Origin of the sequence: Pseudomonas sp. NPDC096950, from assembly GCF_044762525.1 — a bacterium.
Classification (GTDB): domain Bacteria; phylum Pseudomonadota; class Gammaproteobacteria; order Pseudomonadales; family Pseudomonadaceae; genus Aquipseudomonas.
The window spans coordinates 121,106-143,929 of the sequence record NZ_JBIWEL010000001.1; the positions used below are offsets into that span (position 1 = coordinate 121,106).

Annotated in this window: 17 protein-coding genes; 12 read left to right on the top strand and 5 right to left on the bottom strand. The window is 63.0% G+C overall.

Annotation, left to right across the window (positions count from 1 at the left end):
- Positions 1 to 2: 2 nt before the first annotated feature.
- The 4 genes from ACIQY3_RS00670 (at position 3) to ycaC (ending at position 3,560) form a co-directional block, all read left to right on the top strand.
- Entirely contained in the window at positions 3 to 419 is a 417-nt protein-coding gene (locus tag ACIQY3_RS00670; protein ID WP_403016243.1) for a DoxX family protein, read from the top strand.
- Positions 412 to 1,029 carry an antibiotic biosynthesis monooxygenase gene (locus ACIQY3_RS00675; protein WP_403016245.1) on the top strand — a complete coding sequence of 206 codons (618 nt, stop codon included), beginning with the start codon at positions 412 to 414 and terminating at the stop codon, positions 1,027 to 1,029. The genes ACIQY3_RS00670 and ACIQY3_RS00675 overlap by 8 nt, the downstream gene beginning before the upstream one ends.
- Positions 1,026 to 2,864 carry an amidohydrolase gene (locus ACIQY3_RS00680; protein WP_403016247.1) on the top strand — a complete coding sequence of 613 codons (1,839 nt, stop codon included), beginning with the start codon at positions 1,026 to 1,028 and terminating at the stop codon, positions 2,862 to 2,864. The genes ACIQY3_RS00675 and ACIQY3_RS00680 overlap by 4 nt, the downstream gene beginning before the upstream one ends.
- A 69-nt stretch (positions 2,865 to 2,933) precedes the next feature.
- Entirely contained in the window at positions 2,934 to 3,560 is a 627-nt protein-coding gene (gene ycaC, locus ACIQY3_RS00685) for an isochorismate family cysteine hydrolase YcaC (RefSeq protein WP_157714602.1), read from the top strand.
- A 117-nt stretch (positions 3,561 to 3,677) separates the two neighbouring features.
- Here ycaC and ACIQY3_RS00690 read toward each other — a convergent pair whose 3' ends face one another.
- The gene (locus ACIQY3_RS00690) at positions 3,678 to 5,114 is read right to left on the bottom strand and encodes a mechanosensitive ion channel domain-containing protein (protein ID WP_403016250.1); all 1,437 of its coding nucleotides are present in this window, start codon (positions 5,112 to 5,114) and stop codon (positions 3,678 to 3,680) included.
- 168 nt (positions 5,115 to 5,282) lie between these two features.
- Positions 5,283 to 6,302 carry an alpha/beta hydrolase gene (locus ACIQY3_RS00695; protein WP_403016252.1) on the bottom strand — a complete coding sequence of 340 codons (1,020 nt, stop codon included), beginning with the start codon at positions 6,300 to 6,302 and terminating at the stop codon, positions 5,283 to 5,285.
- 208 nt (positions 6,303 to 6,510) lie between these two features.
- On the opposite strand from ACIQY3_RS00695, the gene ACIQY3_RS00700 reads away from it, so the two are divergent.
- Positions 6,511 to 7,407 (top strand): LysR family transcriptional regulator, encoded by an 897-nt coding sequence (locus tag ACIQY3_RS00700; protein ID WP_403016254.1) that lies wholly within the window; start codon positions 6,511 to 6,513, stop codon positions 7,405 to 7,407.
- Positions 7,408 to 7,539: 132 nt separating this feature from the next.
- Here the strand turns inward: ACIQY3_RS00700 and ACIQY3_RS00705 are convergent, their stop codons facing one another.
- The 3 genes from ACIQY3_RS00705 to gspG form a co-directional block, all read right to left on the bottom strand.
- Positions 7,540 to 8,172, bottom strand: coding sequence for a hypothetical protein (locus ACIQY3_RS00705; RefSeq protein ID WP_403016256.1), 633 nt, complete (start codon positions 8,170 to 8,172; stop codon positions 7,540 to 7,542).
- 147 nt (positions 8,173 to 8,319) lie between these two features.
- A complete protein-coding gene (locus ACIQY3_RS00710; protein ID WP_403016258.1) occupies positions 8,320 to 9,507 on the bottom strand; it encodes a type II secretion system F family protein in 1,188 nt (395 codons plus the stop codon).
- Between the two features lie 14 nt (positions 9,508 to 9,521).
- Complete coding sequence (gene gspG, locus ACIQY3_RS00715; RefSeq protein ID WP_403016260.1) at positions 9,522 to 9,956, bottom strand: type II secretion system major pseudopilin GspG; 435 nt, start codon at positions 9,954 to 9,956, stop codon at positions 9,522 to 9,524.
- A gap of 196 nt (positions 9,957 to 10,152) precedes the next feature.
- Here gspG and ACIQY3_RS00720 point away from each other — a divergent pair, with 196 nt between their 5' ends.
- The 7 genes from ACIQY3_RS00720 to ACIQY3_RS00750 all read left to right on the top strand — a co-directional run bounded on the left by ACIQY3_RS00720 (position 10,153) and on the right by ACIQY3_RS00750 (position 22,812).
- Positions 10,153 to 10,761 carry a lytic transglycosylase domain-containing protein gene (locus tag ACIQY3_RS00720; RefSeq protein WP_403016261.1) on the top strand — a complete coding sequence of 203 codons (609 nt, stop codon included), beginning with the start codon at positions 10,153 to 10,155 and terminating at the stop codon, positions 10,759 to 10,761.
- 205 nt (positions 10,762 to 10,966) lie between these two features.
- Entirely contained in the window at positions 10,967 to 16,771 is a 5,805-nt protein-coding gene (gene mnxG, locus ACIQY3_RS00725) for a manganese-oxidizing multicopper oxidase MnxG (protein WP_403016263.1), read from the top strand.
- A gap of 290 nt (positions 16,772 to 17,061) precedes the next feature.
- Complete coding sequence (locus tag ACIQY3_RS00730; RefSeq protein ID WP_403016265.1) at positions 17,062 to 19,026, top strand: YncE family protein; 1,965 nt, start codon at positions 17,062 to 17,064, stop codon at positions 19,024 to 19,026.
- 1 nt (position 19,027) lies between these two features.
- Positions 19,028 to 19,681, top strand: a complete 654-nt coding sequence (locus tag ACIQY3_RS00735; RefSeq protein ID WP_403016267.1) for an SCO family protein — start codon at positions 19,028 to 19,030, stop codon at positions 19,679 to 19,681.
- Entirely contained in the window at positions 19,678 to 20,298 is a 621-nt protein-coding gene (locus tag ACIQY3_RS00740; protein WP_403016269.1) for an SCO family protein, read from the top strand. The genes ACIQY3_RS00735 and ACIQY3_RS00740 overlap by 4 nt, the downstream gene beginning before the upstream one ends.
- A 9-nt stretch (positions 20,299 to 20,307) precedes the next feature.
- On the top strand, positions 20,308 to 21,849 hold the full coding sequence (locus ACIQY3_RS00745) for an ABC transporter substrate-binding protein (protein ID WP_403016271.1): 1,542 nt from the start codon (positions 20,308 to 20,310) through the stop codon (positions 21,847 to 21,849).
- Between the two features lie 15 nt (positions 21,850 to 21,864).
- The gene (locus ACIQY3_RS00750) at positions 21,865 to 22,812 is read left to right on the top strand and encodes a peptidylprolyl isomerase (protein ID WP_403016273.1); all 948 of its coding nucleotides are present in this window, start codon (positions 21,865 to 21,867) and stop codon (positions 22,810 to 22,812) included.
- Positions 22,813 to 22,824 lie beyond the last annotated feature (12 nt).

Here is a 22,824-nt window from a genome sequence, read left to right on the forward strand (position 1 = left end):
CCATGAATGCATCGGGACGGGATGAGCGGGCTCAGGATTGGGGGCTGTTGTTTTTGCGGGTCAGCGGTGGGTTGTTTCTGTTGTGGGTGCACGGCTTGCCCAAGCTGCTGAACTACACCGAGCAACTGCAAAACATCGAAGACCCGTTCCACCTCGGCGCCAATCTGACGCTGAACCTGGCGATTTTCGCCGAAGTGCTGTGCCCGCTGCTGATCGTCGCCGGGGTGCTGGTGCGTCTGGCGTGTTTGCCTATCCTGTTTCTGCTGCTGGTGGCGCTGGTGATCGTGCATCCGCAATGGAGCCTGTTCGAAGGGCAGTTCGGCTGGCTGCTGTTGATTGTGTTCACCAGCATCCTTATCGCCGGGCCGGGACGGCTGGCGCTCAATGATCGATTCGCCGGAGTTTTGCGTTATGCCTGAGTCTTCCAACACCCCTGCAACCACGCGGCCGGGTTTCGACGAGATCGTGACCCTGATCATCAAGCACCGGGTCAAGGCCGGGTTCGAAGCGCCGTATGAAGCCTGGTTGCGCAACATCGTGACGATTGCCGGGCAGCAGGAAGGGCACTTGGGCGTGGACGTGATGCGCGGCAAAAACGCCGGCCTCGACATGTACACCTGCGTGCTGCGCTTTTGCTCCACCGAGGCGATGCAGCACTGGCTGGATTCACCGCAACGCCTGGAACTGGTCAACGAAGCCACACCCATGCTGGCCGACGGCGACCAGACCGAAGTCAACCCGGTCAATGAATTCTGGTTCGCGCCAACCGTCGACGCCGCATCGCCACCGCCACCGCGCTGGAAGCAAGCCGTGGTGACGTTGCTGGTGATTCTGCCGCACACCTTGCTGGTGCCGCTGCTCTGGGGGCCGCTGCTCAAGCTCAACCCCATCCTGTCCAACTACGTGGTCGCCACGTTCCTGATCACCGTGACCATCGTGGTGTCGGTGGTGTACCTGTTCATGCCCCGGGCGACCCGATTGTTCGCGTCCTGGCTTTCTCATTCCACTGCGACGAAGGAAACGCGATGAACGCCGATCTGATTCTATTCAATGGCCAATTCCATACCGTTGACCGCGAAAACCCGCTGGCCAGTGCGGTCGCGATCAAGGACGGGCGCTTTGTCGCGGTCGGTAATGACGGCGAAGCCATGGCCCTGCGCGGTTCGGGCACCCAGGTCATCGACCTCAAGGGCCGCTGCGTCATCCCCGGCCTCAACGACTCGCACTTGCACCTGATCCGTGGCGGCCTCAACTACAACCTCGAGCTGCGCTGGGAAGGCGTGCCGTCACTGGTCGATGCCCTGCGCATGCTCAAGGACCAGGCCGACCGCACACCGACCCCTCAATGGGTGCGAGTGGTGGGGGGCTGGAACGAATTCCAGTTCGCCGAAAAACGCATGCCGACTCTGGAAGAACTCAACCAGGCCGCGCCGGACACCCCGGTGTTTGTCCTGCACCTCTACGACCGCGCCTTGCTCAACCGCGCCGCGCTGCGCGTCGCCGGCTACACCCGCGACACGCCAAACCCGCCGGGTGGCGAAATCGTGCGCGATGCCAACGGCAACTCCACCGGCATGCTGGTCGCGCGCCCGAACGCGATGATTCTCTACTCGACGCTCGCCAAAGGGCCAAAGTTGCCGCTGGAATATCAGGTCAACTCGACCCGCCAGTTCATGCGCGAACTCAATCGCCTGGGCCTGACCAGCGCCATCGATGCCGGCGGCGGTTTCCAGAATTACCCGGACGATTACCAGGTGATCGAGCAGTTGGCCAAGGATCAGCAACTGACGATCCGCATCGCCTACAACCTGTTCACCCAAAAGCCCAAGGAAGAGCTCACCGACTTCAAGAACTGGACGTCGAGCGTGACCCTGCACCAGGGCGACGACTACCTGCGACACAACGGCGCCGGCGAGATGCTAGTGTTCTCGGCGGCGGATTTCGAGGACTTCCTCGAACCGCGCCCGGACCTGCCGCAAACCATGGAAGACGAGCTGGAACCGGTGGTACGCCACTTGGTGGAACAGCGCTGGCCGTTCCGTTTGCACGCCACCTACAACGAATCCATCAGCCGCATGCTCGACGTGTTCGAGAAGGTCAATCGCGACATTCCGTTTAACGGTTTGCCATGGTTTTTCGACCATGCCGAAACCATCACCCCGCAGAACATCGAGCGGGTGAGGGCACTGGGCGGTGGCATTGCGATCCAGGACCGGATGGCGTTCCAGGGCGAGTATTTCGTCGAGCGCTACGGCGCCAAAGCTGCCGAAGCCACGCCGCCGATCAAGCGCATGTTGGCCGAAGGTATACCGGTCGGCGCCGGCACCGACGCCACCCGGGTGTCCAGCTACAATCCTTGGACCTCGTTGTATTGGATGGTCAGCGGCCGCACCGTCGGCGGTCTGGAATTGCACGCTGAAGGTTTGTCGCGACTGACCGCGCTGGAACTGTTCACCCACGGCAGCGCCTGGTTCTCGTCCGAACAGGGCAAGAAAGGCCAGATCAAGGCCGGGCAACTGGCCGACGTCGCCGCCCTCAGCGCGGATTTTTTCAGCGTTGATGAAGAAGCGATCAAGTGGATCGAGTCCGTGTTGACCGTGGTCGGCGGCAAAGTGGTGTACGCCGCCGGTGACTTCGAAAAACTCGGCCCGGCCAGCGTGCCGGTGCTGCCGGACTGGTCGCCGGTGGTGAAAGTCCCGGGCCACTGGCGCCCGACTTCACCGATGCAGGCCCAGGTGCACCATTGCAGCGGACCGTGCGGCGTGCATGCCCACAGCCATGACAAGGCACGCCTGTCGAATGCGCCAGTCAGTGATTTCGCCGGTTTCTGGGGCGCCTTCGGCTGCTCGTGCTTTGCCTTCTGACGCCCATAAAAAAGCGCCGGCCCAACGTGCCGGCGCTCCAAGCACCATCCATCTACCGAGGAGTTTCACATGAGCAACGTTCCGTACAAACGCCTGAACAAAGACGACGCCGTTGTACTGTTGGTTGACCACCAGACCGGCCTGATCTCGTTGGTGCAGGATTTCTCGCCCAACGAATTCAAGAACAACGTGCTGGCCCTCGCGGACCTGGCCAAGTTCTTCAAACTGCCGACCATCCTCACCACCAGTTTCGAAAACGGCCCCAACGGCCCGATGGTCCCTGAGCTGAAAGAACTGTTCCCGGACGCGCCGTACATCCCGCGTCCGGGCCAGATCAACGCCTGGGACAACGAAGACTTCGTCAAAGCCGTCAAGGCCACCGGCCGCAAGCAGCTGATCATTGCCGGTGTGGTGACTGACGTGTGCGTGACCTTCCCGACTTTGTCGGCCCTGGCCGAAGGGTTTGAAGTGTTCGTGGTCACCGATGCGTCGGGCACCTTCAACGAAACTGTGCAACAAGCCGCCTGGGCGCGCATGTCGGCGGCCGGTGCACAACTGGTGAACTGGTTCTCCGTGGCTTGCGAGCTGCAAGGCGACTGGCGCAACGACATGGAAGGCCTGGCCAACCTGCTGTCGCCGCGTATTCCGAACTATCGCAATTTGATGAACAGTTATTCGGTACTCACGTCGAAGTAATTTCTATCGGTTATCGCGCAACCTGTGGGAGCGGGCTTGCTCGCGAAGGCGGGGTGTCAGGCAACATTAATGCTGACTGACACTCCGCCTTCGCGAGCAAGCCCGCTCCCACATGGATCATTGTGTTTGGCGTTTTTGTAGCCACCCCAAAAACCCTCCTTTCTTGACCGGCACCGGCATGGCCATCAACGCCAACCGACTGTTCTGCTGCCGCACCGCCTGCAACTTGTTCAATGCCCGCCCAACCTCGCCACGCTGCGCCATGCAATCGCGGGTCAGGGACTTGTCGATCCGGTAAATGATGCACGACGTCAGCGCCGTAAAGCAGGCCTGGGACGGTGTGTCGGTGAGGATGCTCTGTTCGCCCATGACTTCGCTCGGCCCCATGCGTCCGGCTTCGGTTTGCCCGGTGCCGTCGGGCACGGTGGCGCTGACCACGCCGGTGGCGATCACGAACAGGCTGTCCGGCACTTCATTCAATTCCAGCACCACCTGACCCGCCGTGTACTGTTGCGGGACCATGGCTTGCGCCAGTCGATCGCGTTCATCCTCGCTCAGTGAGCGGAAGATTTTCACTTCATCTAGCAACGCCCGGGCCCGGGTCGAAGGCTCGATCACGCCATCGAGCTGCCGGGAAATCCCCGCCGCTTCCAGATGCCGATGGGCCAGGTCGAACAGCTGATTACGCACGTCGCCTTTTTTGCTCAGTTCCGCGATAAACCCGCTGGCCACGTAGATGGACATGGTTTCGCCGGCCTCTTTCAGCACGGCTTTTGGCGCCGGGTTGAGCAGCAACGTGCTGCTGCCCTGAAGCGTACGGTCCAGCGCATCCAGCACCCGACGTGGGCGGATATGGTTAGGCACCTGAATGCTGATCGACACGCCGTGCATGTTGTTTGGCCGGCTCAGGTTGACGATTTTCGCCTTGGCCGCCACCGAGTTCGGCACCACCGCCATGGTGCCGGCGCTGGTGAGCAGATGCGTGGCGCGCCAATCGATGTCGAGCACCTTGCCTTCCACACCGTCGATCACCACAAAGTCATCCACCTGATACGGCTTGGTGGTGTTGAGCACGATCCCGGAAAACACATCGCTCAAGGTGCTCTGCAACGCCAAACCGACCACGATCGCCACCACCCCGGACGTTGCCAGCAAACCCTTGACCGGCAACTCCAGCACATAACCCGCCGCCGCGACGATCGCCACCAGAAACACCAGCGCGCCGATGACATCCTGCAACAAGCGCCCGCTGTGACCGATGCGGCGCATCAGCACCAGGCCGATAACTTCGGTCAGTACCCGTGCGGCGTACAGCCACCAGATAATCCCCAACGCCGTGGCCCCGAGCTGCGCCACGCGGTCATCGGCAAACAGCGGTGCCTGCAACGGGCTGACACCGGCGTTGATGATCACCGCGCTGAAAATCAGGAACAGCGCCAGGCGCAGGCCGATGCGGATCACGCGGCTCTGCAGTGGCGCGAGGTGCCAGAGCAGGGCGTCGATCACCAGCAGCAGGGCGCTCCAGGACAGGGGATGAGCGTAGACAAAGGACATGGCGGAACTCCGATGACGGGTTGATACGGTTTTGTGCCAGCTGATAATTGTGGCGAGGGGGCTTGCCCCCGTTCGAGTGCGCAGCGCTCGCCCTTTTTTTGGGGGACCGCTTCGCGCTCCAACGGGGGCAAGCCCCCTCGCCACAAAGGCAGTGTTTGCCTCAAGTCCTCAGTTCAAATGCGTCTTCAGTTCCAGCGCCGCCTGCCGCACCGCCGCTTTCACTTCCGGAATCTGACTCAGCGGATTCAACAAGCCAAAGTCGTGAATCATCCCGTTGTAACGCACCGCCGTGACCGGCACACCCGCCGCATCCAGATGCTGGGCATAAGCCTCGCCTTCATCACGCAACACGTCGAACTCGGCGGTTTGCACCAGCGCTGCCGGCAAGCCTTTGAGCTGTTCGGCGCTGGCCTGCAACGGCGAGGCGTGGATCTGCGCACGCTGGCCGGCGTCGGTGGTGTAGTTGTCCCAGAACCAATTCATCATGCCCTTGGTCAGGAAATGCCCTTCGGCAAATTGTTGGTACGACCGGGTGTCGAACTGCGCGTTGGTCACCGGCCACATCAGCAACTGGAAGCGCAGCGCCGGGGTTTTCTGTTCCTTGGCCATCAACGCCACGACCGCCGCCATGTTGCCGCCGACGCTGTTGCCGGCCACTGCGAGGCGTTTGCCATCGACGCCGATTTCCTTGCCATGCTCGGCGACCCAACGAGTCGCGGCATACGCCTGGTTGATCGCGGTCGGGTACTGCGCTTCCGGGGACGGCGTGTAGTCGACATATACCGCCACCGCGCCGGAGCCCACCACCAGGTCATGGATCAAGCGTTGGTGCGACGGGTAATCACCGAGCACCCAGCCGCCACCGTGGAAGAACATGAACACCGGCAACTCACCCTTGACCTTGGCCGGGCGCACGATTTTCAGGTTGATGCTTTGCTCGCCGACCTTGATCGCGCGCTCGCTGACTTCCACACCCGACAGATCCACTTTCACCGAGTTCTGCGCGCCGGTCAGCACCGCACGGGCATCCTTGGGGCTCAGTTGTTCGAGGGGTTTGCCACCGCCAGCAGCGAGGGCTCCGAGGAAGGCCTGGGTGTTGTGTTCGACACCAGGGCTGCCCGCAGCGAAGGCGTTGCCAACGGCGAGGGCGAGGAGGGAAGCGGTCAGGGTCTTTTTGACGAGGTTCATGGTGTAAATCCTTTTTAATTATGTGTGAGTCCCGTAGGAGCTGCCGAAGGCTGCGATCTTTTAAAAACAAGATCAAAAGATCGCAGGCTTCGGCAGCTCCTACAGTGAGTAGGTCTGGGCTTCATCAGCACCATGGACACAGATTAATGGGGTGCCAGAAACGGAAAAAGCGGCTATAAAGTGTTTGACTGTCAACCAGAGCGTGACAATGAACCCGTACGAAGATATGCGTATTTTTTGCCAGGTCATGGACTCCGGCAGCTTCACTGCGGCGGCCGACCAATTGGGCCTGTCCAAGCAATTCGTCAGCCGCCGGTTGATGCAACTGGAAGAACGCCTCGGCGTGCGTTTGCTCAATCGCTCGACCCGGCGCCTGGATGTCACACCGTTGGGCCAGAGTTATTACGAATCAGCCTTGCGCCTGCTCAGCGAAGTCGAGCAAGTGGAGCAGGGCATCGCCGGCCAGACCACCGAACCCCGTGGCACCATTCGCCTGAGCGCGCCGCTGTCGTTTGCGCTCGCGCATTTGGGCTGCTTGCTGCCGGTGTTTTTGCAGCGCTACCGCGATGTCACCGTGGAAGTGGACTTGAGTGATCGGCCGGTGGATTTGCTCGGCGAGGGCTACGACCTGGCGTTGCGCATCGGTGTGCTGGAAGACTCGACCCTGATCGCCCGACGCATCGCCTCGATCCAGCGGGTGTACTGCGCCAGCCCGGCCTACCTGGCCGAGCGCGGCACGCTGGGCAAACCCGAAGACTTGCTCAACCACGACTGCCTGCCGTATGGGCATGGGCGCCACGTGCAATGGCGGTTTGAAGGGCAGGGCAAGCCGCTGACGGTCAATGTCACCGGGCGGATGCGCGTGAATAACGGGGAGTTGTTGAAGGATGCGGCGATTGCGGGGATGGGGATTACGTATTTGCCGACGTTCATTGTCGGCGCGGCGTTGAAGGACGGACGGCTGGTGCCGGTGCTGGAGGATTTTCAACCGGAGCCGCTGACATTGTCGGCGGTGTACCCGCAGCATCGCCAAGGGTCGCGGCCGGTGCAGGCGTTTATCGAGTTTTTGAGGGAGCGGTTGGATCAGCGGGAGGGCGGGTTATAGCGCGGATTTACGGTTCACACGGTCCCTGTGGGAGCGGGCTTGCTCGCGAAGGCGGTGGGTCAGTCGACATTTCTGCTGGCTGATACACCGCCTTCGCGAGCAAGCCCGCTCCCACAGGGGATTTGTTGGGGGTCAGTTAGCCCGTTTGTCGTCGCCCGGTTCGCCGCCGACGTGAACGCCATGGTCATCGGCTACCTGGCCGACCGCATGAACGCCACGGTTGTCGCCCAGTTCACCGGCACGATGCACGCCGTGGTCATCGCCCAGTTCACCCGCACGATGCACGCCATGGTCGTCACCTAGCTCACCCGAGCGATGCACGCCATGGTCATCGCCCAGTTCACCCGCGCGATGCACGCCATGATCATCCCCGCGCTCAGCATGGGTGCCGTTGCGTCCGGAGTTTGAGGCGTCCCCGGTATGTCCCGAGCCATGGTCGCTGCCGCTGTGGCCACTGCTGTTTCCACCGTTGCCGCTGCTGCCACCGCCGCCGTGACTGCCGCCATTGCCGCTGCCACCGCCGCCGGATCCACCACCAGATCCGCCGCCGCTACCGCCCGAGCCACCACCGCCGCCAGAACCACCGCCGCCACCGCCCGAGCCACCACCACCGCCGCCGCCCCCACCTCCGGAGCCACCGCCGCCACTCCCGCCATCCTTGGCCTGTGCGCTCGATACCCCGGACAGGCTGTCCGGAATCAGTACGGTAGACGCCGACAGAACTGCGCCAATAGCTACTGCAAGTAAAAGCTTGTTGATGTGCATGTCGTTCTCCGTCTTCTTATTCAAGTTGGAACGTTGATGAACAATGCAACGTGCTGCCTGATTCAGTTCGTAAACACATCAGCGTTCCGATTTATTCGTTCGTGACGTCGATGACCGATGCACGGTAGCGAGACCCTGTTGCAGAGGTCAGTGAATACTCGAAGCCAGTTCGAAAATCGGCATGTACATCAGGATTACGATGACCCCGATCAGCAGGCCGATGAAGGTCATCAGCAGCGGTTCGAACAGGCGCACGAACCACTCGAGCCAGCGGCTGATTTCTTCGTCGTAGAAGTCGGCGCTGCGTTCCATCATTTGCCCGAGGTTGCCGGACTGCTCGCCCGCACGCAGCAAACGCAGGGAAACCGGGGTCACGAGGTGGTTGAGTTCCAGCGCGGTGGACAACGACTGACCCTCGCGCACCCGTTCGCAGGCTTGGTCCAGGCGCACCCGCGAAGCCACGGTGAGCAGCCCGCGAACCATGCCCATGGCCGTGACGAGCGGTATCCCGCCCTGCAGCAGAATCCCCAGGGAACGGTAGAAGCGCGCCAGTTCGTACATGAAGATCCGTTGATGCACCGCCGGGAGTTTTTCGATCAAGCGGTCCACGCCCCGACGAAAGGCCGGTTGGCGCTGGAGGAAGGCGAGGGCGACGATGATCGCTGCCAGCGTGCCGAAAAATTCCATCTGGTGGGTGTGGAGGAACATGCCGCCGCTCATCAGGACCTGCGACATCCACGGCAGGTTCGAACCGAGGCCTTCGAACACCAGGCTGAAGCGCGGTACCACGTAGCCCATCAGAAACAGCACCACGCCGCCGCCGACAATCAGCAACAGCATCGGGTAGATCGAGGCGCTGATGATCTTCTGTCGCACCTCGTCCATACGCTGGCGATAACTGACGTAACGCCCGAGAGCCTCGCCCACCGCGCCTGTCTTCTCGCTGGACTGCACCAGCGCCACGTAGAGCGGCGGGAACACCGCCGACAACTGGCCCAGCGCCTGGGAGAACGATTTGCCTTCATACAACAGGCGCACCAGTTCGCTCAGGGTTTTGCGGGCCTGGGGCGCGGTTTCCTTTTCCGCGAGGCTCTCCAGCGCATCGATCAACGGCAGGCCGGCGTTCAGCAACGTGGTCAGCTCCTGGCTGAACAGCACCAGATTGAAGGTCTCGCGCTGGCGCAGGCGCAAGGCCCGCCAGTGTCGTTCGGCTTGCAGGCTGACCACGCGCAAGCCCTGGTCTTCGACGATGCGTCGGGCTTCGCTGTGGCCGGGGGCTTCGACGGTCATCGAGACCACGCCGGCCTTGCCGACAGCCTTGAGATGAAAGCGCATGGGCGTCGCTCCGGTCATTGCCAGTTAGTGACTTCAGCGTTTTCGCCTTCGCCGCCGGGTTGCCCGTCCTTGCCCATCGACAGCAAGTCGTACTCGCTGTTTTCACCGGGGTAGCGGTAGCTGTAGCTGCGACCCCATGGGTCCATGGGCAGTTTTTTCTGCAAATACGGGCCGGTCCAGCGGGTTTCATCGCTCGGCGCGGTGACCAGCGCCTGCAAACCCTGCTCGGTGGACGGGTAGTGACCGACCTCCAATCGGTACAGATCCAGCGCCTTGCTCAGGCCTTCGATCTGCGCCTTGGCCACCTTCACTTCCGAGCGCCCGAGCTGGGCGAAATACTTCGGCGCGACGATGCCGGCCAACAGCCCCAGCACCACCAACACCACCAACAATTCGAGCAAGGTGAACCCGCTTTGGGAACGCGGGGCGGAACACAGACGCTGATTCATGATGACCTCATCCAGTCGGCAGCAGGGTCGCTATCAAGGCCTATGCAATTGCCATGCTCACCCTTGGTGATACCGCTGGACCCCTTGTGATCCGGGCCTTTTCGCCGACGGCACAGTGCTTGCGTATGGCTGATGGACTACCGGCCATTGGGGCATAAGCCCCGTTTTTCGGGGCCGGCCAGGGGAGGTATGAAACATGAAAACTCTCACCGCAGGACTGCTCGGCACGCTGCTGCTGACCGGCATCGCCCAGGCCGATGTCTTCGTTTCCATGGACACCAAGGGCAGCTACGTTTTGTCCAATGTCCACCGTCCCGGACGGCACTATGAACGGGTGATTCACGAGCCCGAATCCGCGCAACTGAGCATGGATCAGCAACCGCAGATGATCACCAAACAGCCCTACGCCGAGCTGGTTTCAGCAGCGGCCACGGCCAATCAATTGCCGGCGGCGCTGCTGCACGCGGTGATCCGGGAAGAGTCCCGCTACAACGCCGATGCGACGTCGGCAAAAGGCGCCGGCGGGTTGATGCAATTGATGCCCGACACCGCCCGGGAACTGGGGGTGACCGACGTCTACGACCCCAAGGCCAACATCCAGGGCGGCGCCCGTTATCTCAAGCGTTTGCTGACCTTGTTTGACAACGACATCAGCCTCGCCGTCGCGGCTTACAACGCCGGGCCGCAAGCCGTGCTCAGCCGTGGCGGGGTGATCCCGCCGTTCGCCGAAACCCAGCGTTATGTGCCCAATGTCTTGCGCCAATACCGACGCTTGCAGGGCCTGGCCGTGGATGCGCCGTTGTGATCGACGGTCGTGGGGCAGGTTGCCCCAAATGTGGGGCAAACCGGGGGCGCCCGGAATGTGGGGAATGGGTGGGGAATATCCCCCGGCTTATCAACTCGTTTCTCTAACCCGCTGATAAACAAACATATTTTTTATGGCATGCGGATTGCTCAACCGGACTTGTCGAGAATTATTCCTGTGAGCACCCACAGCGAGGCCCGTGATCATGACCGGCATACCCCACGCTCATCACTTGGTTAACCTGCTGCTGTTTTTAGCGCCGATGTTTGGCCTGCAGCTGGCTGAAGCCGCCGTGCGCTGCGAGCGCAATCTGGTGGCCAACGTCGTGGCGTTCGATCAGCCGCTGATGTTCAACCGCCTCGGCGCACAGAACGCCAACGGCATGATGTTCGCCCTGCGCCGCGATGTGGTCGATGATCATGATCGCTCCCTGGCCCAGGGTGGTTCGGCGGTGCCGGGCAAAGTTTCCCTGCGCCCCGACAAGCGCCCGCGTCCGCTGGTGTTGCGCGTCGCCGCCGGTGACTGCCTGACCGTCAACCTGCAAAACCTGCTGGCCTACCAGGCCAATCCGGGGGCGCACGAGGGCGGTGAGGAAGAAGAGGGCGAAGTCGAATTCGGCAACGATGACTTCAAGGTCGATGAGCAAGTCACCGACCGCCACGTCGGCTTCCAGGTCAACGGCCTGCAAGCGGTCAACAGCATCGACGACATCGCGTCCTATACCGGGCGCAACGCCAACAGCCTGATCGCCCCCGGCGCCACCCGTTCCTACACCTTGTACGCCGAGCGCGAAGGCGCATTCGCCGCCAGCAGCCGTGGTGCGACCTTCGGTGGCGAGGGTGATGCGGGCAACGTCGCCAACGGTTTGTTCGGCGAAGTGGTGGTGGTGCCCAAGGGCGGCCGCACCTATCGCAACACCGTGACCGAAGAAGAAATGCGCCTGGCCAGCACTGGCCGCACGCCAACCGGTCAGCCGATTGTCGACTACCAGGCGCGCTACCCGCAGCGCGAACCGTGGATCCGTGAAGGCAAGGCCGGCACGCCGATTATCGGCATGGTCGACGGCAATGAAATCATTTCCAGCGAGAGCGATGCGATCGTGATGGGCAGCAACGCCGACGGCAGCTTCCCGGCCTCGACCTATCCGCTGGAAGCCGTTGGCAAACGCAACCCGGCGATCCCCAATCGGCTCGAACCGTTCCGCGACTTCGCCTCGCAGTTCCAGGATGAAACCGCCGCCACCCAGGCGTTCCCGGCCTATTGGGCTGACCCGGTGATGGCCCACGTGCTGGAACCGACCCGCGATTCGTTCATGATCAACTACGGCTCCGGCGGCATGGGCGCCGAGGTGGTGGCCAACCGCTTGGGCGTCGGGCCGATGCACGATTGCCTGTCCTGCGCCTACGAAGAATTCTTCCTCAGCTCCCACACCGTCGGCGATGTGGCGATGCTGGTGGACGTACCGGCCAACGCTGGCCTGGAAAACATTCGCCCCGGCGAAACGCCCCGCGCGGATCAGATCGGGGTCAAGGCGACCATGGCGCTGTATCCGTCGGAGCCGGCCAACGTCAACCACAGCTACATCGGCGACTTCGTCAAATTCCGCAACACCCACAACGGCCACGAGCAGCACATTTTTCACCTGCACGGCCATCAGTGGTTGTTCAACCCGAACGATGATAACACCGACTACGTGGACGCCCAGGGCATCGGTCCGGGCGCCGGCTATACCTACGAAATCGCCAACGGTGGTTCGGGCAACCGTAACCGCGTGGCCGGCGATGCGATCTATCACTGCCATTTCTACCCGCACTTTGCCCAAGGCATGTGGAGCATGTGGCGGGTCCACGATGTGTTTGAAGAAGGCACCAAACTTGAGGTGTCGCAGCAGGGTAGCGACGGTTATCACAGCGAGCCGTATGCCTTGCGCAGCGGTAAACCAGCGGCGGGTGCACGGGCCTTGCCCGATGGCGAGATTGTCGCCGGGACGCCGATCCCTGCGGTCGTGCCGTTGCCGGGCAAAGCCATGGCGCCGATGCCGGGCAAAGTCGCCGTGGTACCGAAAATCGGCGAAACCCTGGTGGCTGGTAACGATGACGATGACGACGATGATGGTGAACACCATGGCGGTGGCACTCAAGCCATCGGCTCCCTGGCCCTGGTGGATCGCAGCGAAGCCAACCGCAATGCCGACGGCAGCCTGAAAAACCCTGGCTATCCGTTCTGGATCGGCGGCATGGAAAGTTCGGTCGGGCAACGTCCGCCAACGCCACCGCTGGACATGCTCGACGCCGCCAAGGCCTTGTCCCTGAAAACCAGTGGCAAAGCCCTGTGGGCCAATCTCGACCCGGCGCAGTCCGGTGGTTGGGACGGAGGCCTCGGCCGGCATTCCCTGGACGGTTTCTCCTCCGGTGGCCTGGCGCACACCGTCACCACGTCCCTGGATTTCTCCAAGGAAGTGACCCGCGCCAAACCGATCTACATGCCGGAAGAGGGCACCGAAGTCGAACAGGCGGCCATGGCCTTCCACGCGAAAAAGGATCACCCAAGCTTCGCGCTGCTGCCCGGTAATCAAATCGTGGCGAAAGCTTTCCGCACTAACGGCGCGTTGCCGATTGCCGGTGCGCCGTACTACGAACCGTGCATGGACGACCGGCAAAAACGCCTGACCGCCAGCGCCGGCACGGGCGAGTTCAACAGCGGCGAGCGCGTCGATGGGATGTCCTTTGTCGGTTCCTCGACCTTCACCGCTGACCGTCCACGCATCTACAAAGCCGCGAACATCCAGTTCGACGCGGTGTACAACAAGGTCGGCTACCACTTCCCGCAAGCGCGCATCCTCGCCCTGTGGGAAGACGCCTGGCCGGTGATCACCAAGCAGCGTCCGCCAGAACCGCTGGTGATGCGCATGAACACCTTCGACTGCGTGCAATACCAGCAAACCAACCTGGTACCGGCCACCTATGAGATGGATGACTATCAGGTGCGCACGCCGACCGACGTGATCGGCCAGCACATTCACCTGCCGAAGTGGGACCTGACCGCCGCCGACGGCTCGGCCAACGGCTGGAACTACGAAGACGGCGTGCTCTCACCCGGCGCCGTGCAAGAACGCATCCACGCGATTCGCGAGTTCAACCAGTGCGAAGGCACCGACCCGCGTGACGGCACGCCGGCCTGCCCGAAAGCCAAGACTCACCCGTTCTTCGGTCAGTATGGCCGCGCGGATTGGCTGGGGGCGCGCACGGCGATGCAGCGCTGGTTTGTCGATCCGGTGGTGAATGCCAAAGGCGTCGACCGTGGCCTCGGGACCATTTTCACCCACGACCATTTAGGCCCATCGACTCACCAACAGATTGGCTTGTATGCGACGGTGCTGGCAGAACCGGCCGGTTCCACCTGGTTCCACGCCGAAACCGGCGAGCCGTTGTACAGCGGCGCGCGGCAGGATGGCGGGCCGACGTCGTGGCAAGCGGTGGTGTCCACCGGCGACCTGGACGGCGACGGCAAGAACGACAGCTTCCGTGAGTTCTTCCTCGAGTACAGCGACTTCCAGCACGCTTATGAAGCGGGTGTGTACGTGGGCGCCGGACCGGATGGCGTGCCGAATCCACAAGCGTTCCCGGCCACCGCGGACAGCTTCCGCTACTCGATCAACCCACCATTGCGCAAACAGGCCGAGACCCTGCTGGAACAAGTGGTCGAAACCCGTGGCGGCTTGATGCCGGGCTGCCCGAGCCGGCCATGCCCGCAAGCGATCTCGGTGGATGACCCCGGCATGTTCGTGGTCAATTACCGCAACGAACCCCTGGCCCTGCGGGTGTACGACCCGAACAAAGTCGGCCCGGACGGCAAGCGCGGCATGCAGGCCGACGGCCTCGGCGGCGACCTGGCGTATGCCATGCAAAGCCGCACCGACCGCGCGATCCCGGCGATGAACCTGGCGCCAAACCTGGTCACTGCAGCCACCGGCCCGACCGGCGGCACTACGCTGTTCCCGCCGCACATCAACAAGGGCGGCGCCGAACCGGGTGACCCGTTCACTCCGATGCTGCGCACCTACACCGGTGACAACGTGCGGCTGCGGGTGCATGCCGGCGGTCACGAAGAAGAGCACAACGTGACCCTGCACGGCGTGAAGTGGCTGCAAAGCGGCTCTGGTTTCGGCAACAGCTCCAACTCTGGCTGGCGCTCGTCGCAGATGATCGGGATCTCCGAACAGATGGGCTTCATCGCGCCGGTCTCGATGCTCTCCAGTTCGGCGGCCACCACCGGGGATTATCTGTACTCGATGGACGCGTCCCTGGAAGGCTACTGGAGCGGAATCTGGGGCGTGATGCGTAACTACACGGCCCAGCGCAACGATTTGTTCGCGCTGCCGAACAACCCGAAACCGGCGGGTATGCGCAACACCGTGGCGTTCGACGGCACCTGCCCACGGATCGGCGCCAACCCGAATGGCATCGGCACCCGGCCCACCGTGCAACGCAACTATGACGTGGTTGCGGCGCTGGCCAACGACATCCTCGGCAATCCGCTGAGCCTGTCCATCGGCGACCCGGCGGGGCTTGGTCAACACGTGGGCGGGCCGTTGAATCCGGCGGGGGGCACGCTGGTGTACAACTCGCGGGCGGTGAGCATTCCGCAAGTGACCGTGACCGATCCCGAGGATGGCGAGACCTTCACCATCGGCGGGCAAAGCGGTCCGCTGCATGACCCGACGGCGATCCTTTACGTGCGCAAATCCGACCTCGATCCGGTCACCGGCAAGTTGAAACCCGGTGTGCCTGTCGAACCGCTGGTGCTGCGCGCGGCGGCCGGTGACTGCATCAACATCACCCTGGAAAACCGCTTGCCCAGCGTGATGCCGGACCTGACTCAGACGGCGGTGATGCAAGGCATCGTCAAACGTGATCGCAACCATGGCGAAGGCTCGACCACCTTCAGCAACAACCTGATGCGGCCGTCGAGCCACGTTGGCCTGCATGCGCAATTGCTGGCCTACGACATCACCAAATCCGACGGCACCAACGTCGGCGCCAACCCGATCCAGACCGTGCCACCACGGGTCGGTAACAGCGGCGCGTACCCGACCCGCACGTATCAGTACTACGCCGGGCACCTGGAGCGCGAAGGCAAGCCGATCTCGCAACTGGGCCGCAGCGTCGACAACATCAACGCCACGGCGGTGGAGTTCGGCGGGTTGAATTTCACCCCGGCGGACGTGATCAAGCAGCCGCAAAAAGGCCTCGGTGGCGCGATGAGCATCCTGCCGATCGGCGCGACCTGGGTTGAAGATGTGCGCAAGGTCTCGGCCACGGTCACGGCGGCGGGGCAGACCACCTACCGCGACTTTGCGATGGTCTGGCAGAAAGCGTTGAACATGCGTTGGGCCAACGGTCGGCCGGTGGAAGGCATTGCCTCGGAAGGCAACGGCGTGCCGACTGATCCGCAGGACAACTCGAGCATGGCGATCAACTACAAGACCGAGCCGATGTGGTTCCGCTTCGGCCTGGCGCCGGACGCACCGTTCGGGCATGCCGATGGCAATGGCTACGGCGACGTGCCGAACGCGCACATGGCCTACAGCAACGCGCTGGTGGGTGGCGATCCGCAAACGCCGGTGCTGTATGTGAAACCGGGGCAACCGTTCCGCACGCACATTCTGATGCCGACCGGGGGCAGTCGCGGTTCGACCTTCCAGCTTGATGGGCATGTGTGGTCGGTCAATCCGTTCCAGTCAGAGAAGAGCGATACCGGTGGTTATCCGATGAGTACGCCAGGGGTGGGCTCGGTGCGGTTCGGCTACAACCCGATGTCGATGTACATCGGCGCCCACGAAAGCATCCTGCCGGCGGCGCACTTCAGCTTCATGCACCCGAGCGCCGGGGGCAGCAACGCGATACCGGGCGACTACCTGTTCCGCGACTACGCCGCCTACGGCAACACCGCCGGGTTGTGGGGATTGCTGCGGGTGACCAACGAACCGGAACCGGCGCCAGCCCCGTAGGACATGGAGCACATCACCCCTGTGGGAGCGGGCTTGCTCGCGAAAGCGGTGGGTCAGGTGACATTGAGGGTGAATGTGATGGTCTCTTCGCGAGCAAGCCCGCTCCCACAAGGGGGCGGAGGTGGGCACAGATGCTGCGCCCACTGGAGATCGAAGGTGGGAGCGGGCTTGCTCGCGAAGGCGGTGGGTCAGGTGACATTGAGGGTGAATGTGATGGCCCTTTCGCGAGCAAGCCCGCTCCCACAAGGGGGCCGGTGTGGCAGGTAGTCATGGGTAACGGGAGACGCGGTATGAACAGGACAATAAGAATCGCCGGGTGTGCGCTGGTTGTCGCCGCTGTGTTGCTCTGGCTGGGCATCTGGCGCACGGCGCCACCCACGATGCTCAGCGAGGTGGCGCTGCCGGACACCTGGAGCGGCCAGACGCTGGCCCGTGACGGGGTGGCGGTGGATTTCAAGGTGCAGGCGCTGGCCGAGGACGGTGTGCTGCGTGAAGGCGGGTTTGCCGATGTGCAGTTCCGCGTCACTGACAGCAATTCCGGCCAGCCGCTGTCCGGGGTGAATCCCGGTGCCTGGCTCGACCCGGAAACCGTCGCCGCCGACCAGGCCCAGGGCCGCGAACAGAGCTGCAAATCCCGGGTCGGGGTGTTCCTGAAATCCAGCATCGGCGCACGTCCCATGCTTGACCTCAACAGCTACTTCCTGCTGGTGATGAACCGCGATGCCAGCGTCTCGGTGGTCGATCCATCGGTGTCGGTCGGCGGCATCACCAGCACCATGGCGCGCATCGATCTCAAGCAAGCGCCGATGGATTGGGTCACCACCAAAGACAACAAACGCGTGTTCATCTCGATGCCCACCGCCGGCGAAGTGGCGGTGATCGACAGCGAACAATTCAAACAGATCGACTCGGTTGCCGCTGGCCACAACCCGGTGCGCGTGGCGCTGCAACCGGACGAGCGTCTGCTGTGGGTCGGCAACAATGGCAAAACCGCCGAGGAGTCCGGCGTCACCGTCATTGACAGCCGCAGCCTCAAGACCCTGAAACACCTCGCGACCGGCAAAGGTCACCACGAAATCGCCTTCAGCAAGGACAGCCGCCATGCCTTCGTCACCAACCGCGACGACGGCACCCTGAGCATTATCGACGTCGCCACGTTGACCATCAGCCAACAACTCAAGACCGGCACCCACCCGTTGTCGGTGGCGTACTCACCGCTGTCCCAAGCGGTGTACGTCGCCGATGGCCAGGACGGCAGCGTGACCGTGGTCGATACCGGCAGCCTCGCGGTGCGGCGGGTGATCAAACTGGGCCAGGGCCTCGGTCCGATGGGCTTCAGCGCCGACGGCCGTTTTGGCGTGGTGCTCAACACCCTGGAAAACCGCGCCGAGGTGATCGACGCCGCCACCGATGCGCGTATTCATTCAATCGACGTCTCCGCCGAACCCTACCAAGTGGTGTTCACCAAAGCCTACGCCTACGTGCGCGGACTGGCTTCGGCCAAGGTGACGATGATCAACCTCGCGTCCCTCGGCGAAGGCCGCACGCCGATCAGCCAGGGCTTCGAAGCCGGGCCCCAGGCGCCACGGCTGGCCGGTGATCTGCCGCTGGCGTCGAGCCTGGCAGTGTCGCGGGACGACAACGCGGTGTTCGTGGTCAACCCGGTGGACAACACCACCTACTTCTACGCCGAAGGTATGAACGCGCCGATGTCCGGCTACCCCAATCGCGGGCAGGTGGCGCGGGCCGCGATGGTCATCGACCGCAGCCTGCGGGAAGTCGAGCCGGGGCTGTACAGCGCACGGATCAAACTGCCCCAGGCCGGGCGTTTCGACGTGGCGTTCCTGCTCAACCAACCGAACATCATCCATTGCTTCAGTGCCCTGGTGGAGCCGGACAAAAACCTCGCCCAACGCCCCGGCGTGCCGAAAGTGGAATTCATGCTCGACAAATCCACGGCCGACCTTGGCGACCCGTATGTCGTGCGCTTTCGCATCGTTGAGGGCCAACAGAAAACCCAACGCAGCGGGGTCAAGGATGTGCACGTGCGCTACTTCCGCGCCCCGACGTCCCGGGCCCAGGAAGTCGCCGCGCTGGATTTGGGCAACGGCGTGTATGAAGCGCCGGTGACCCTCGACCAGAGCGGCGCCTGGTACCTGCATGTGCGCGCGGCGTCCCTGGGCGCGAATTTCGATGACAAGACCTTTGCCAGCGTCCGGGTACTGCCCTGCGATGACCACCGAAGAGGAAACTGACATGAACCGATTCGCACACCGTGGCTTGTTGACGTTCTGCCTGCTGGCCACCGGCATCGGCCAGGCCTTGGCGCATTCGGCGGATGAACATGCCGGGCACAACGCGCCGCCGGCCAAGACCCAGGAAAGCGCCCAGGTGAAATTCGCCGACGTCGCGCTGGTGGACCAGAACGGCAAAGCGGTACGCCTGGAAAAAGACCTGATCAGCAACAAAATCGTGGTCATGGGCTTCATCTACACCAGTTGCACCACGGTGTGCCCGGTGGTGTCGTCGATCATGGGCAAGGTGCAGAAACAGCTGGGTGCCCGGGTCGGCAAAGAAGTGCAACTGGTATCGATCAGCATCGATCCCCAGCGCGATGACCCCAAACGCCTGAACGACTACGCCCGCAGCTTCCAGAACGGTCCGGGCTGGAGCTGGCTCACCGGCAGCCCGCAATCGGTGACCGAAACCCTCAAGGGCCTCGGCACCTTCAGCGGCGACTTCAAGAACCATGCGCCGCTGATCATGGTCGGCGACGGCAACAGCCGCCACTGGACGCGCTACTACGGCTTCACCGATCCGACGGTGCTGACCCGTGAAGTGGAAAAACTCAGCGGCCAACGCAATGCCCACGCCAAACACACTGCTATCGCCATGGAGAACCAGCCATGAAAGCGCTTATTTTGATCTTCCTGACCATGTGCTTTTGCGTGATCAGCTTCCTGGCGTTTTCTCACGAACAGCACACAGAACCGACGCCAACGGTGAGCGCCGCCGCACCGGCAACCGGCACCCGCGATGCGAAAACATGGTTCACCGATACGCCGTTGCAGGACCAGAACGGCAACACCCTGCGCTTCTACAGCGATGCCCTGCAAAACCGCGTGGTGCTGCTCAACGTGATCTTCACCAGTTGCACCGATGCCTGCCCGCTGATCACCCGCAAACTCAAGGAAGTGCGCGAAGTGCTGGGCGACAAGGCTGACGGCATCACCTTCATTTCCCTTACCAGTGATCCGCTGCGGGACACCCCGGCGGTGCTCAAGGCTTACACCTTGAAGCAGGGCGTCGATGGCCCTCACTGGCTTTTTCTTACCGGCGACAAGGCGCAAATGGATCTGGTGCTGGGCCGCATTGGCCAGATCGTGCCGACGCCCGAGCAACATTCCACGCAACTGATCGTCGGTGACGTGGCCAACAAACGCTGGAGCAAGATCCGTCCCGATGCCCCGGCCGCCGCCATTGCCCAGCGCTTGCAGTTGCTGACAATGCCCGTGGTCGGTCGCTGAGTCCGGGCCATGAATATTGCCCTCATGATCCTTCTCGCCAGCTTCAGCCTGAGCTCCAGTGCGTTACCGCTGAGCCCCAGCGAAAGTGCGGGCAAGCGTTTGTACCGCGAAGGGTTATCGGGCAGCGGTGAAACGGTGATGGCCCGGGTCGGCGCGGCGGACATTTTGCTGCCGGCCAGCAGCCTGCCGTGCGCCAATTGCCACGGCGCCGACGGCCAGGGGCGGGCGGAGGGCGGGGTGCGGCCGCCGGACCTGAACTGGTCACGACTCAGCAGCCGCTACGGTCAGCAGCAGGTCAATGGCCGCGATTACCCGGCCTACACCGAGGGCACGCTGGCACGTGCGATTCAGGAAGGGCGCGACCCCGGCAACAATCAGCTCGACCCGGCCATGCCGCGGTTTGTGCTGTCGATGAAGGATCAACGGGACCTCAGCGCCTACCTCAAGCGCCTGGGCGAAGACCGCGATCCGGGCCTGAGCCCCGATAGCCTGCACCTGGGCACCTTGTTGCCGAGCCACGGGCCGATGAGCGATGAGGGCGCGACGGTGGCCGCGGTGCTTCAGGGCAGCGTGGTGCGGATCAACGAGGCCGGCGGGATTCACGGCCGCAAGCTGCGCTTGACCATTCTCGACCCCGGCCCGGACCGTGCCAGTGCCGAACAGGCACTCGACCGCTTGATCGATCAAGAACAAGTGTTCGCCCTGATCGCGCCGCTGGTCCCGGCGCTGGACACTGAACTGGCCGCCCGCCTGGAACGGGCCGGCGTGCCACTGATCGGGCCGCTGTCGCTGCTCGGCACGGCCCAGGCCAGTCGGCAGATTTTCGAACCGCTGCCCGGCTTGCGCGAGCAACTGATCGCCTTGGCCGACTACGCCACCGACAGCCTGCGGGTGCTGCCGGGGCCGACACTGATTGCTTACCCGGATGACCCCGGCCAACGGCTGGCAGCGCAGAGCCTCGGCCAATATTTGCAGGCTCATGCCTGGCAGGACGTGCGATTGCAAGCCTACGACTCGGCTCAGGACGAGTTGCCGCTGGGCTCGCGTTCGGTGTTTTACCTGGGCAGTGGCGGTGGCTTCAGTCGCCTGGCCGAACGCTTGCAGACGGCGGGGCAGGTACCGTACCTGTTCGCCGCATCGAACCAGGTGGCGGGGGAGTTGCTGCAAGTGCCCAGCGGGTTTTCCCGGCGGGTGTTCCTCGCCTATCCGTTCGTGCCCAGCGACTGGACCCAGTCCGGTCGCAAGGCCCTGACGTTGTTGCGCGAACATCAGGGCCTCGGCGGCGAACACGCGGTGCTGCAAGTGGGCGCATTCAGTTCGATGCTGCTGTTCAGCGAAGGCATGAAGCAGGCCGGACGCGATGCCAGCCGCGAAAAGCTCATCGGCGCCCTCGAAAGCCTGCACGACTTCGACACCGGGCTGACCCCGCTGATCAGCTTCGGCCCCGGCCGGCGCCTGGGCCTGAACGGCGCGCATATCGTCACCGTGGACCTGACCGACCAACGCTTTTACCTGGTCGCGCCCTACAAACCCATTGCCGCTACACCCTGACCGGAGGCTTCGATCATGAAGACGCTATTGTTGCTGCTGATGCTCTGGGTGCCCGTGGCCTTCAGTAATAACGGGCCGGCAGCGGCGCGGGTCAACGGCGAGGAGATTTCCGAGTTTCGCCTGGAACGCTATTTCGCCGAATACCTGGAAGACCAGGGCCGGGCGGTGGCCAGCATTCGCAATCCCAAGGCCTATAAGCAGCTGCGTCAGGCCGCGCTGGATGCCCTGATCGACAAAGAGCTGTTGTGGCAGGAAGCGCTCAAGCGCGGGGTGGTGATCAGCGATGCCACGGTGCAAAGCCAGGTGGCGCTGACCCGTCAGGCCATCGGCGGCGCCGAGGTGTTCGCCCGCAAGCTGCAAGACGCCGGTTTCGATGAGGCGGGTTTTACCGAGTACACCCGACGGGAACTGGCCGCCCAAGAGGTCTTTGCCGACCTCACCCGCGTTGCGGAGCCGGACGAAAAACAGGTCAGGGCCTTCTTTGAGGAGCACCGCGTCGAGATGAGCAGCCCCGAGCAAATCCAGGCCCGGCATATCCTGATCAAAGTGCCCCAGGGCGCCGATGCCGCCACAGTCGAGGCCGCGCGACTACGCTTAGAAGAGCTACGTGTACAAATCGCTGGTGGCGCAGATTTTGCCGGCGTCGCCCGCAGTGCCTCCGAAGACGCTTCGGCCAGTGCAGGCGGGGACTTGGGCTATTTCGCGCGCGGGCGCATGATGCCTGAATTTGAAGCGGCGGCGTTCGCCCTGAAGCCAGGGCAGGTCAGTGAACCGGTGCGTACTGCGGTCGGCTGGCATTTGATCTATTTACAGAACCACCAGGAGGCGACCGATGTCACAGAGGAGCAGGGGCTTGAAACAGTCCGGGTATACCTTGCCCGACAGCAAAAGGCCCAGGCTCGTCGAGACGTTTTGGCGCAACTGCGATCCCGTAATCGCATTGAGCGGATTGACGATGATTGAACGTTCCCCCCC